The sequence below is a fragment of the Nocardia cyriacigeorgica genome, from assembly GCF_010868145.1.
Classification (GTDB): domain Bacteria; phylum Actinomycetota; class Actinomycetes; order Mycobacteriales; family Mycobacteriaceae; genus Nocardia; species Nocardia cyriacigeorgica_D.
This window is the reverse complement of record NZ_JAAGUY010000010.1, coordinates 109,841-121,499: the sequence shown is the minus strand read 5'-3', so window position 1 is coordinate 121,499 and position 11,659 is coordinate 109,841. Positions and strand designations below refer to the sequence as shown.

The window sequence follows — 11,659 nt, the reverse complement described above, 5'->3', positions numbered from 1 at the left end:
ATGTACGACACGATCATTGCCAATGGCCGCTGGTTCGACGGGACCGGCGCACCCTCCGAGATCCGGCATCTCGGTATCCGGGACGGTCGAATCGCGAACGTCTCGGCCGACCCGATCGACGACCCCCAGTGCCCGAATGTCGTGGACGCCAGCGGACAATGGGTGATCCCCGGCCTCATCGATATCCACACTCACTACGACATCGAAGTGCTCCAGGATCCGGCGTTGGCCGAATCGGTCCGGCACGGTGTCACCACGGTGCTGCTCGGATCGTGTTCACTATCGACGGTGCACGTCGGCGCCTCCGACGCGGGCGACCTGTTCGCCCGGGTCGAAGCGATTCCGCGCAAACACGTCGTCACGGCGGTCGACGAGCACAAGACCTGGAACTCGGCGCACGAATACGTGGCCGCGCTGGAACAACTGCCGTTGGGCCCGAATATCGCCGCGTTCATCGGACACTCCGATATCCGCGCCGCCGAGCTGGGGCTACAGCGCGCTACCAGCAAGGACGTCCGGCCCGACGCCGCCGAACTGGCCGCGATGGAAGCGAAGCTGACCGAGGCGCTGGACGCTGGGTTCGTCGGCATGTCGTCCCAGCAGCTGATGTTCGACAAACTCGACGGCGAAGTGTGTCGGTCACGCACCCTGCCCTCCACGTACGCGACGACCAGGGAACGCCGCCGGCTCAACGCGATCCTGCGGCAGCGCGGACGGGCGTTGCAGGGCGGACCCGACGTAGCCCGGCCGCAGAGCCTCGTCGCGATGGCGGCATCCAGCCTCGGCCTGTTCCGCAAGCCGTTGAAGGTCAGCTTGCTCTCCGCCGCCGACATCAAGGCCATTCCCGGCGTCGCACACGTGTTCCCGCTGATCGCACGGGTGTTGAACGCACTGGGTGGAAACTTCCGCTGGCAACACCTTCCGGTGCCGTTCGAGGTCTACGCCGACGGCATCGACCTGGTGGTGTTCGAGGAGTTCGGGTCCGGCGCGGAAGCGCTGCATCTGGCCGATCAGGTGGACAAACGCCGGGAACTGCTGCGTGATGAGCAGTACCGGCGGCGTTTCCGCAAGGACTACGACAAGAAGTACGGCCCACGGGTATGGCATCGCGACCTGTTCGACGCGCAGATCGTCGAATGCCCCGATTCGACGGTGATCGGCAAGTCCTTCGGCGAGGTGGGCGTGGAGCGCGGCGGCGTGCACCCCGTTGATGCGTTCTTGGACCTCGTCGTCGAGTACGGAGGCAAAGTGCGCTGGCGCACAACGATTTCCAATCATCGGCCGGACGTACTCGATCGGCTCGCCGCCGATCCCGGTGTGCAGCTGGGCTTCTCCGATGCCGGTGCGCACCTGCGCAACATGGCGTTCTACAACTACGGTCTGCGCTTCCTGCGCCGAGTGCATCGCGCGGCGGAAGCGGGACGCCCGTTCCTGTCCGTGGAGCGCGCGGTCCACCGGCTCACCGGTGAGCTCGCGGACTGGTACGGCCTGGACGCCGGACATCTGCGGGTGGGCGACCGGGCCGATGTGGTCGTCCTCGATCCGGCTCGGTTGGATGATTCACTCGACGCCTACCACGAATCCCCGGTCGCCCCGTTCGACAATCTGTCGCGCATGGTGAACCGCGACGACGGCACAGTCTCGGCGGTGTTCGTCAACGGCGTGGTCGTCTTCGGCGAGGGCGCACCGGCTCGAACACTCGGCACCTGCCGGACCGGCCGTTTCCTCCGCGCTTCCACCACCACGATTTCCGACGCGACCGGGTAGCGCGTGGTGGGCACGTGTATGACGAAACGATAGAACATTCCGGCGCACCGCCGACGGCATCCCGTACGCGTGATTCGGAGCGGTAGGTACTACCCGTGCACGGCAGATCTTTTCATCTCAGTGGATCGAACGGGGCAAGTTCTGCCGGTGCCGTCCCGGTGGCGATCCGCTCGGCGAGTAGACGTCCGGTGGCGGGCCCGAGAGTGATGCCCCACATGCCATGACCGCCTGCGACGAATACGCGCTCGGACCGGGTGGCTCCGATCACGGGGAGCCCATCGGGCGTGCACGGGCGCGAACCGACCCATTCATCGTGGCGGTCGTCGAGGTCGGCGCCGCGCAAGAGGGGCTTCGCCGCATCGACGATCGCTGCGATCCGCCGACGGTCCAGCGCAGCATCCGGCGCCTTGAACTCCATCATCCCCGCGATTCTCAGGCGGTCTCCGATGGGTGTACATGCGACGCGCTGGGCCGGGTAGTAGATCGGGCCGGCCGGTACGTGGTCGATCGATACGCTGAAGCTGTATCCGCGCCCGGCCTGGATGGGGATGCGGACACCGAATCCATGCGCATCGTGGCTCAACCAGGCGCCGGTGGCCAGCACCAGCGCATCGAACCGCTCGTCATCTCTTTCCGTGGTCGTGACCCGGACTCCGGAACCCTCGTCGACGACACTGTCAACCCGAACTCGTTCCTCGACCGACGCCCCACGCGCGCGAACGGCGTCGGCGAGACCAGCGACGAACTCACCCGGGTTGATGAACCGCTGGTCGTGGAGCCGAATCGCGGTGCCGATCCGGTCCGACAACGATGGTTCGATTTCTCGCGCCTCGGCACCTGACAAGACGTCGAATTCGATCGTCTGGCCGGCGGCCCGGATATGCCGCAACTCGTCGAGGAGCACCTGCTGTTCGGCCGTGGTGCGGTACGCGGCGAGAAACGACTTCGCGTCGTTGGTTCGGACAGTCACTCCCCCATCGGCGAGTTCGTCGAAAGCGGCCAAAGCGTGGCGGTTGATGGCCACCAGCGCCTCCATCGCTGCCTTCCACCGGGTGGTCGTGCTGTGACGAACGAACGACAACAAGAATCGGATGAGTCGAGGATTCAGGCTCGGCGGCACGTACACCGGTGACGACGGACTGACGACCGCGTGGATTCCGTACTTCAATACCGCAGGCTCCGGGAGCGGCGTACTGATACCAGGAGTGATCCATCCAGCGTTTCCCCAGGATGCCCCGGCAGCCACCGCCCCGCGGTCGAGGACCGTGACCTCCATGCCCTGTTCTTGCAGGAACCAGGCTGTGGACAAACCAACCATTCCTGCGCCGATGACGCCGACTCGCCGGGGTGATGTGCCGCGGACACTCATGGGGACCTCTTTCGGGCAGTGGATATTGCTCGATCATCGGTCGCCCAGCACAGAGAGTCACTGTGCGATCACGCCAGCTGGACGGGGTGTATTAGTGTTCTCACCACAAGCTGGGACGGCTTCTCGCGAGTTGTTCCAGTCGGGGGCGGAGCCGGAAGGAGCCTCGGGTGATCGCAATCGACACACTGGTCGAGTCCCTTGGTGGCGCCATGGTCAGGCTTCTCCTGGCGGGCCGCCGCGACACCGTGCGTGACGTGGTCCTCGCGGACAGCTGCGACGAGATCTACCCGGACTCCGAGGTGCTCGTGCTCTGTCACGGAGTCCGGGACGAAGCCTCCGCGCTCGAGGTGCTGAGCCGGTCGGCGCGCGCGAAGGCCACTGCGGTGGTCCTCGAGTCCCAGGTCGCGGCGTCCGCCGACGTCCTCGAACGCGCCGAGGCTCTCGGACTAGCCGTCATCGCGCTGCAACCGGCGGCGTCTTGGACGCATGTGATGTGGCTTATCCGCGCAATCCTCGATCATTCCGCGGCACCGGATGGGCTGGACGCACGCAATGTGAGCAGCTACAGCGAGCTGTTCACCTTCGCGGATGCCGCAGCGGCGATCGTCTCGGCGCCGGTCACTATCGAGGATGCCCACTCCCGTGTGCTCGCCTACTCCGAATTGCAGGAATCGGTCGACCGCGCCCGCATTTCCACCATCGTCGGACGTCGCGTTCCGGAGCCGGTCCTGCGACACTTCACATCTCGGGGTGTCTTCCGGCGGCTACACACTTCCGGCGAGCCGATCTGGGTCGATTCCGGTCCCGACGGAGTCCTGCCGCGCCTGATCATCCCCGTGCGCGCCGGCCGAGAATTGCTCGGCTCGATATGGGTAGTGGATCCCGGGCCGATCCCCGAGGAACAACTCCGCGACCTGACACAAACGGCCTCTGTGGTCGCCCTGCATCTGCTGCGCCTTCGTGCGGTGTCCGGTACGGCCCGCCGGGTGACCATCGAGCGGCTGCGTGCAGCGCTGATCACGCCCGATGAGGAGTCGGCCACATGGCTACCCAACGGACCGTGGCGGGTCGCCGCTCTCGTCAGAGAATCTGACCAGGAGGACCTCCAGTATCAACTCGAGCATTGGGAATTGACGTTGCGCCGCTTCGGATGGGCGCGTCCTTCGGTGACCGAGGTCGACGGCCTCCCGATGACTGTGGTGGCGAGTGAGGGGTCACCACGCGTTGCGGGCACATGGCCGTGGCTACGGGGTCTGTCGTCAGATATGCGGGCTCAGGACGCAACCGTCATCGTGGTCGCCGGATGTGCCGTCAGCAGTGCTGGCGAGCTTCCTCGATCGCGAAGTGAGGCCGCCGAACTCAGAGAACTCGCACGAACCGGGCGGACGAGCCCGATATCAGCGATCGAAGACGCGTGGCATGAAGTTGTGATCGCCCGCGTGACTTCGGGACTGAAACGAAGTCCGACTCTCGACACGAGCCCTCTGTCGAGGTTGATCGCGGCCGATCGCGAGCGCGGAACCGAATACGTACGCACTCTCGCCACGTATCTCGCCTATCTCGGCGAACCGAAACGCGCAGCCCAGCAACTTCTTGTTCACCCGAATACATTGCGCTACAGAATGAACACGATCGCAGATCTGCTCGGCGTCGACCTGAAGGACAGCCGTATGCGGCTTGCTCTGCACCTTCAATCCCTCAGCCTCCTCGACGGTCCCCCTCCTTCCCATCCGTGAGGTTCCCGCCCCGCGACAGCGGACCTGTCAGCCTCGGTCAGGGTGCGGCCCATCAGATCGCCCCCTCGACCTGTCACAGCAGTGCATCAGCATCTTTCGCCCGGCGCCGGCTGCACCTGCTGGACAGCCAAGACCACGGGCCTGCGCTGAGATCTGTACCCACTAATCGGCTCTCACGCGTCTGGTGTCGTATGCCCACATCGCGATCTCGACGCGGTTGCGGGCGTCGAGCTTGGCCATCAACGATGCGACGTGGGTCTTGACCGTGCTCAGGCCGACGAAGAGCTCGGTGGCGATCTCGGCGTTGGTCCGGCCGCGTGCTACCAGCGCGAGCACCTCCTCCTCGCGCTCGGTCAGTGGGTCGATGGGCTGGACCGGTATCGCCGGCACCTGGTCGGCGAAAGTCGCCAGCAGTCGGCGGGTGACATTGGGGGCGATCAGCGCGTCCCCGTTGGCCGCCGCGCGGATGGCCTGCACGAGGAGCTCCGGCCCGGCGTCTTTGAGCAGGAAGCCGCGGGCGCCTGCGCGTAGGGCGCCGAGGACGTACTCGTCGAGGTCGAAGGTGGTGATGACGACGACCGCCATCGGGTCCGTTACGCCCGGCCCGGCCAGGCGTCGGGTCACCTCGACGCCGTCGAGTCCGGGCATCCGGATGTCGACGAGCAGGACATCGGGACGCAGCCGGGTCGCCAGGTCGAGCGCTGCGAGTCCGTCGGCCGCCTCCCCCACGACCTCGAGGCCGGGTTGCGCGCCGAGGATCATCACCAGCCCGGTCCGGACCAGGTCCTGGTCGTCGGCCACGACAACACGGATGCTCATACCCGCGCCTCCACGGGCAGCACCGCTTCGACCACCCAGCCACCTTCGGGCCCCGGCCCCGCGGAGAGCGATCCGCCAAGGAGCTGGGCACGTTCGGCCATGCCCAGCAGGCCGAATCCGGGCTCGGGGACCGGCCCCGGCTCGGTCTGTCCATCGTCGCTGACACGCAGCCTGACAGCATCACCCACGCGGCGTACGTCGATCCCGACGCGGGTCGCGCTCCGGGCGTGCCGTACGGCGTTGGTCAGCGACTCCTGCGCGAGCCGGTAGAGCGCGGCATCCACGGGGCGTGACAGCCGGGTCAACGAACCGTCCAGCGAGACCTCGACAGTGGGCGGCGCGTCGGCGCGCGCCAGGGCGGGCAGGTCCGCGACACCCAGCGGCGGTGCGTAGGCGACGGCTTCCTCCTCGCGCAGCACTCGCACCATGGATCTCATCTCTGCGAGGGTTCGCGACGCTTCGGACTCTATCGCGGCCAGGACCTCGACAGCCTTCTCGGGCTGAATGCCGGCGACCACGCCACCGGCCTGCGCCTGCACCGCGATGGCCGAGATGTGGTGGGCCACGATGTCGTGCAGCTCGCGCGCCAGCGCCACCCGCTCTTGATTGCGGATCTCGCGCTGTTGGCGATGCCACAGGTCCGCGCGGTAGCGGAACACCGCCGCGAGGGCGACGAACAACAGCAAGAGGACGCTTCCGCCGAAAACGTCGGCCCAGCCCGCGGAGGAGGCGTACATCCCCAGCGCGACGACGACTGTCACGAACGCCGACCCCACGACCATCTCTCGTCCCGAGCCCCACCGCACCAGGGAGTAGAGCAGGATCAAGTCGGCCATCATGGTGTAGAGGCCGAGGTCTCCGGCGTGCGCGGTCAGCTGGAGGACCGAGAGCAGCCCGGCGATGCCCCACCCGACCAGGGCGGCCGTCAGGGGGCGGCTCCGCCGCCAGAGCAGGGCAGGCATCAGCGCCAGGGCGAGTACCGCGACCAGGGGCCGCCACGCCACGTCGGGCCGAACGATGCCCTCGACCAGGGCGGCGGCCGCGAACACGCCCACCAGCAGCCAGTCGAGACGACCGATGGGTGGGGCGTCAACAGGCCGCGGTTCATGCCAGACGGAGCGCCGGACAGTGACCACGGCTCAAGCATAGGGATCGGCGCGCCTCGGCGTACCCGCCGAAAGAACGAGAGAGAGATCGTGCCATCGGCCAGGCGAACTCCAGCCTCCGGGCCGGTGTTCCCGCCGCCGGGCTCAGCGATCGTAGACCTACCGATCCGCACCACAAAGGAGACCATGATGCGAACACGCCAACCCACCACCACACTGGAAGACCAGCCGATGCCGGTACGAGCCAAGCTCGCCGCAGCGTGGACAAGCTTCATGTTCCTGTACGCCTACGTCGACATTCTCAACTTCTTCACGCCCGGCGTCATCCAAGACATCCTCAACGGCAGAGTCTTCGAATTCGACCTCTCCCAGACCTTTTCGACCACCGCGTTGACCCTCATGGCCATCCCGATCCTCATGGTCATGCTGTCGATCACGCTGCCCGCCAGGGTGAACCGCATCGCGAACCTCATCGTGGCTTCGCTCTACGTCCCCGTCACGGCATTCAACGCGATGGGCGAGTCCTGGCTGTACTTCTACGGTCTTGGCATCGTGCTGGAAGTAATCCTTCTCGCCCTCATCCTGCGTTACGCCTGGACCTGGCCCCGCACCGCACCTTCGGCGACCATGGCGGACCGTAAAACCGTTCGCGCCCAGCAGCAAGCGTGAACCCTCAGTGGCTGAACCGAGTAACGCCCCACCGCCTCTTCCTTGAAAAGGAGCGCAACTCATAACGTTTCGCGCAACCTGCGCCGTGTCCCACGGAGACCTCCGGCAGCGTTGACGACGAGGGGCTTGCAGTTTGTACCGGTCAGCTCCGCACCGGGGCCGCGCTCGACGGCTGTATGTGCAGCGTAGGTGCGGATCGCCATCGAATCAGTTCCTGTGGGGCGGCGGGCCAGTTCACCGTCGCGACGCACAGCATGATCACCAGATGCAGTGGCGCCGACACCTCTTCGTAGACTGGCGCGTCGTCGATGACATGCGTTGTTACTGCGCCGGCGAGTAGCAGCACCAGCCCTGCGGCGCCGAGGAATCTGGACTGCCGGCGCGGAATTAGCAGCAGAATCGCGCAGACCAGCTCCATCGCCCCGACCAGGTAACGCATATTCGGGTCGAAGCCCCAGTCGGCGAACTTCTCGGAGTAGGGCGGTCCGAAGAAGGTCTCCCCCGGCCAGAATTTGGTTGCGAACCCCACAAAGAACTCGAAAGCCAAGAACCAGTAGAAGCCAGTACGCAACCACGTCGGCACAGTGCGGCGTTTCAGCATTTCATTCCTCCAGAAGTGCATGGTCGATTCCCGCCATACGGGCGGGCACCGGATCTTCCCTTGTCATGGATGACAGTCCAGCGACCGCGAATGTGACGCCTCGACGGACACGACCTCGTGTGCTTCGTCGCCACGTCCGATGGCTGCCGCCGACGTCGGTCACCGCCTGCACGGCGGTGGCGCCCGCGGCGACCAGTTCGGCGACGCGCTCGCGGATATCGTCGACAGTCCAGAAGGGGCAACGCCGGTCAGCCTCTTGGCGTGCCCGTTGGGATCGAGCCCGACCTGTTGGCCACCCAGCTCGAACTGGACGTAGTACTGCTCGTCCATCACTGGCGAGGTCACGGCTTCGTATCTCCGTGTCTATCGCTGTCACACCGGCTCGATTCGGCCGGTCGTAGGTACTGACAGATCCCCCGGAGGAATGTGACCGATGGACTACACCGAGTGGCTTATCAAAGAATTCGAGGCCAATAGAACGCATCTGCATGCCGTGGCGTACCGGATGCTGGGTTCGGTCACCGACGCCGAGGATGCGGTGCAGGAGGCATGGATACGATTGAGCAGAACCGACGTCTCCGACGTCGACAATCTAGCCGGCTGGCTGACCACGGTAGTCTCGCGGGTTTCGCTGAACGAACTGCAGCGCCGCAAGAACCGCCGAGAACAGCTTTGCGGCACCGAGGTGGTCGACGACAGGGCGGACCGAGCCACCACGATCTCCCCCGAGCAGGAGACGATGATGGCCGATTCGGTCGGCTCGGCACTCTTGGTCGTCCTCGATACCCTGTCCCCGGCCGAACGACTCGCTTTCGTGTTGCACGACATGTTCGCTGTGCCTTTCGACGAGATAGCCGCGATCGTCGGCCGTTCCAGCACAGCGACGCGTCAACTCGCCAGCCGCGCGCGACGCCGGGTCCACGGAATCGATCAGCCCGCGGCGATCGACATCGCGCAGCGGAGTCAGATCGTCGACGCATTCTTACGTGCCGCACGAACGGGCCGGTTCGACACCCTGCTCGAACTCCTCGACCCCGATGTGGTGGTGCGTGCGGACGACACTGTCGTCGCGGCCGGGGCCGCAGCGGAAGTCATCGGCGCCGAAGCCGTGGCTCGAACCTTCACCGGTCGCGCGCAGGGTGTCCGACCGGCCCTGGTCGACCGGGAACCGGGTGCGATCTGGATGGTCGGCGGCCGCCCGCGCATAGTCTTCACTTTCACGATCCTGGACGCGAAGATCGTCGGCATCGAGATGATCAGCGATCCGGAAAAGATTGTCGGCATGGATCTTTCCGACCGGTGACGGCAACCGGTTCCGCCGTCACCGGGCCGCGCTCGTCTGTCACATCGGAGCCGCCGACGCGGTCAGATCGGTGTCAATGGAATCCGCCGTTGTCGGCGGAACACATTTCGAGGACCGACTATGACCGAGCTTCTGCACACCGCGGCGAACAGCCGCTACCGCAGCGTTGTGTACTGGATAACCACCGCGATCGTCGCGTTCGAATCGGCAATGGGCGGTATATGGGACATCATGCAGATCGACATCGTCCGCGACGTCGTCGTCGATCAGCTCGGGTATCCGCCCTACATCCTGGTGATTCTGGGAGTCGCCAAGATCCCCGGAGCCATCGTACTGGTGGTGCCCGGTCTGCCCCGCCTGAAGGAATGGGCGTATGCGGGTGTCCTTTTCGTCTATCTCGGGGCGGCGATCTCACTGGCCATCCAGGGTGAGCCCGCCGCGGCGGGTCCCCTCGGTTTTGCGACGATGACGTGTCTGTCGTGGGCAACCCGTCCCCGGGACCGCAGGACTGTCGCGACCGGATCATGGACACCAGGACGAACCGACTCCAACGACACACCGAGATCTGTCGGCGCGATCGGCTTCCGGGCGACAACCGGCGTCGTGGCCAGTGTCCTCTTCAGCGGTGGTATCGCCGATCTGCTTGGACGCGGTGCGACGGTCGAGGGAATGCTGGAGCTGGGATACCCCACGTATTTCGTTACCATGCTCGGGGTTTGGAAGATATCGGGAGCGCTGGTGATACTCGCGCCCCGGCTCGGACGACTGAAAGAATGGGCATACGCTGGAGCGTTCTATGATTTCGCCGGAGCATTCGCCTCCCACATCGCGGCCGGATCAGCTGCCGCACACCTCCGGTGGCCGGCAGCGTTCGCGCTGTGCGTACTGATCTCGTGGGCTCTGCGCCCCGCCTCGCGAAGCCTCGCGGCGGCACGTTAGCCCCAGCCACATACTTCGTGTCATGGCTGCCTTCGACGATCAGACCGATGACGCTCACCGGCATCAACAGCAACCACAGGCCGTCGCAAATCTAAGCGGCCCGACCACAACGCCCCGGAGATGGGGTTGGGAATGACAACAGCCCCGCTACGGGCGTGCCGTCCGCGCCTTTGCGCGAAGGCACACTACAGGCGCTGACCGACCCATCCGATCGGCCACACGACTCTTGCCGATCGGCCACACGACTCTTGATCTCGGACATCCGGCCAGGTCGGGCGCCTGCTTATCTGCGTGGAATACAACGGCGGAAACATTGGCACTGTTTCCGGGCCGAACCGTGGGATAAACCTGGGATCAGGTCAAAGAAACAGGTCAGGTCCGGTGCAAAACCGGACCTGACCTGGGATTCTATGTGGAGCTAAGGGGACTCGAACCCCTGACCCCCACACTGCCAGTGTGGTGCGCTACCAGCTGCGCCATAGCCCCGAGTGGTTTGCCGCCGGTGTTCCCCGGCTGCCTGAACGAAGTTACACCACCCGGGGACCACTAGCCAAATCGCCTCGATACGGGGGTTGAACGGGGTCAGGGGGCCAGGTCGGCGACCCAGGTTGCGGAGGTGGTGTCGAGTTTGGTGGTGCCGTCGTAGACGGAGGGGGTGGCGGCGGGGCCGTCGAGGAGGGCGGTGAGGGCGGCGTCTGCTGTGACGGCGTTGACGGTGGCGGCGTCGAGCTGTGCGCCGGAGGTGATGCATTCGGCGGCGGTGTCGGGGGCGCCGGATTCCTCGGCCAGTGCGGCGAGGTCGTCATTGCTCAGGTCGGAGCTGCCTTCGCGGGGCTGACGCTCGGTGAACAGGGCGTCGTGGAACGTCGAGTAGGTGGGGCCGGAGCCGTCGGCGGCGACGCATTGGAGGGCGGCGATGGCTCGGGTGGAGTAGTCGCCGCTGCCGGATTTCGGGTCGAGGAAGTTCACGAAGCGGTAGCGGATGGCGAGCTTGCCCTCGTCGACTTTCTGGGCGATTTCCTGGCCGAAGGTGTGCTCGAGCGCACCGCAGGCGGCGCACATGGGGTCCTCGTACACGTCGATGATCTTGGTCACGCCGGGCTTTCCGAGCACCATGGCACCGTCGGGCTGCATCGCCACCACCACGGCAGCCTCGCGCACGGGACCGTAGCCGTCGTTGCGCACCTCGATCGGGTCCTGGGTCCAGCGGTAGGCCAGGAACACGACCAGGGCGATGAGAACAAGGGCGACGGCACCCAGCGCGTAGGTGGTGTTGCTCGACATGGGCCGGGGTGTGTAGTTCGACGGCGGTTTGCTCACCCGATCCACTGTGCCTCGAGTCGCGCGCGA

11 protein-coding genes and 1 tRNA gene are annotated in these 11,659 nt (G+C 65.7%); 5 read left to right on the top strand and 7 right to left on the bottom strand.

What is annotated here, in order from left to right:
• Positions 1-1,767, top strand: coding sequence for an N-acyl-D-amino-acid deacylase family protein (locus tag GV792_RS14590; protein WP_163824633.1), 1,767 nt, complete (start codon positions 1-3; stop codon positions 1,765-1,767).
• Positions 1,768-1,879: 112 nt separating this feature from the next.
• On the opposite strand, the gene GV792_RS14585 is transcribed toward GV792_RS14590, so the two are convergent.
• Positions 1,880-3,136: an NAD(P)/FAD-dependent oxidoreductase gene (locus GV792_RS14585; RefSeq protein ID WP_163824632.1), complete on the bottom strand. Its 1,257-nt coding sequence runs from the start codon at positions 3,134-3,136 to the stop codon at positions 1,880-1,882.
• Between the two features lie 167 nt (positions 3,137-3,303).
• On the opposite strand from GV792_RS14585, the gene GV792_RS30105 reads away from it, so the two are divergent.
• Positions 3,304-4,872: a PucR family transcriptional regulator gene (locus GV792_RS30105; RefSeq protein ID WP_163824631.1), complete on the top strand. Its 1,569-nt coding sequence runs from the start codon at positions 3,304-3,306 to the stop codon at positions 4,870-4,872.
• A 162-nt stretch (positions 4,873-5,034) separates the two neighbouring features.
• Here the strand turns inward: GV792_RS30105 and GV792_RS14575 are convergent, their stop codons facing one another.
• Positions 5,035-5,691: a response regulator gene (locus tag GV792_RS14575; protein ID WP_163824630.1), complete on the bottom strand. Its 657-nt coding sequence runs from the start codon at positions 5,689-5,691 to the stop codon at positions 5,035-5,037.
• Positions 5,688-6,827, bottom strand: coding sequence for a sensor histidine kinase (locus GV792_RS14570; protein ID WP_163824629.1), 1,140 nt, complete (start codon positions 6,825-6,827; stop codon positions 5,688-5,690). Before GV792_RS14570 ends, GV792_RS14575 begins: the two co-directional genes overlap by 4 nt.
• A gap of 156 nt (positions 6,828-6,983) precedes the next feature.
• Here GV792_RS14570 and GV792_RS14565 point away from each other — a divergent pair, with 156 nt between their 5' ends.
• Positions 6,984-7,466 (top strand): DUF6326 family protein, encoded by a 483-nt coding sequence (locus GV792_RS14565; protein WP_256671603.1) that lies wholly within the window; start codon positions 6,984-6,986, stop codon positions 7,464-7,466.
• A gap of 142 nt (positions 7,467-7,608) precedes the next feature.
• On the opposite strand, the gene GV792_RS14560 is transcribed toward GV792_RS14565, so the two are convergent.
• Together GV792_RS14560 and GV792_RS14555 are read right to left on the bottom strand one after the other, a co-directional pair.
• Positions 7,609-8,067: a DoxX family protein gene (locus tag GV792_RS14560; protein WP_163824628.1), complete on the bottom strand. Its 459-nt coding sequence runs from the start codon at positions 8,065-8,067 to the stop codon at positions 7,609-7,611.
• A gap of 159 nt (positions 8,068-8,226) precedes the next feature.
• Entirely contained in the window at positions 8,227-8,412 is a 186-nt protein-coding gene (locus GV792_RS14555; protein ID WP_163824627.1) for a hypothetical protein, read from the bottom strand.
• 88 nt (positions 8,413-8,500) lie between these two features.
• Between GV792_RS14555 and GV792_RS14550 the strand changes: the two genes are divergently transcribed.
• Both GV792_RS14550 and GV792_RS14545 read left to right on the top strand, forming a co-directional pair.
• A complete protein-coding gene (locus GV792_RS14550; RefSeq protein ID WP_163824626.1) occupies positions 8,501-9,370 on the top strand; it encodes a sigma-70 family RNA polymerase sigma factor in 870 nt (289 codons plus the stop codon).
• A 120-nt stretch (positions 9,371-9,490) separates the two neighbouring features.
• Entirely contained in the window at positions 9,491-10,309 is an 819-nt protein-coding gene (locus GV792_RS14545; protein WP_163824625.1) for a DoxX family protein, read from the top strand.
• Between the two features lie 413 nt (positions 10,310-10,722).
• On the opposite strand, the gene GV792_RS14540 is transcribed toward GV792_RS14545, so the two are convergent.
• Together GV792_RS14540 and GV792_RS14535 are read right to left on the bottom strand one after the other, a co-directional pair.
• Positions 10,723-10,795 (bottom strand) — tRNA-Ala (locus GV792_RS14540).
• 96 nt (positions 10,796-10,891) lie between these two features.
• Positions 10,892-11,629 carry a DsbA family protein gene (locus GV792_RS14535; RefSeq protein ID WP_309139113.1) on the bottom strand — a complete coding sequence of 246 codons (738 nt, stop codon included), beginning with the start codon at positions 11,627-11,629 and terminating at the stop codon, positions 10,892-10,894.
• Between the last annotated feature and the right edge of the window lie 30 nt (positions 11,630-11,659).

Excerpts from the sequence above, each read along its gene's own strand:
- GV792_RS14590 (WP_163824633.1), top strand. The coding sequence starts at position 1 with ATGTACGACACGATCATTGCCAATGGCCGCTGGTTCGACGGGACCGGC.
- GV792_RS14585 (WP_163824632.1), bottom strand. The coding sequence starts at position 3,136 with ATGAGTGTCCGCGGCACATCACCCCGGCGAGTCGGCGTCATCGGCGCA.
- GV792_RS14575 (WP_163824630.1), bottom strand. The coding sequence starts at position 5,691 with ATGAGCATCCGTGTTGTCGTGGCCGACGACCAGGACCTGGTCCGGACC.
- GV792_RS14565 (WP_256671603.1), top strand. The coding sequence starts at position 6,984 with ATGATGCGAACACGCCAACCCACCACCACACTGGAAGACCAGCCGATG.
- GV792_RS14560 (WP_163824628.1), bottom strand. The coding sequence starts at position 8,067 with ATGCTGAAACGCCGCACTGTGCCGACGTGGTTGCGTACTGGCTTCTAC.
- GV792_RS14550 (WP_163824626.1), top strand. The coding sequence starts at position 8,501 with ATGGACTACACCGAGTGGCTTATCAAAGAATTCGAGGCCAATAGAACG.
- GV792_RS14545 (WP_163824625.1), top strand. The coding sequence starts at position 9,491 with ATGACCGAGCTTCTGCACACCGCGGCGAACAGCCGCTACCGCAGCGTT.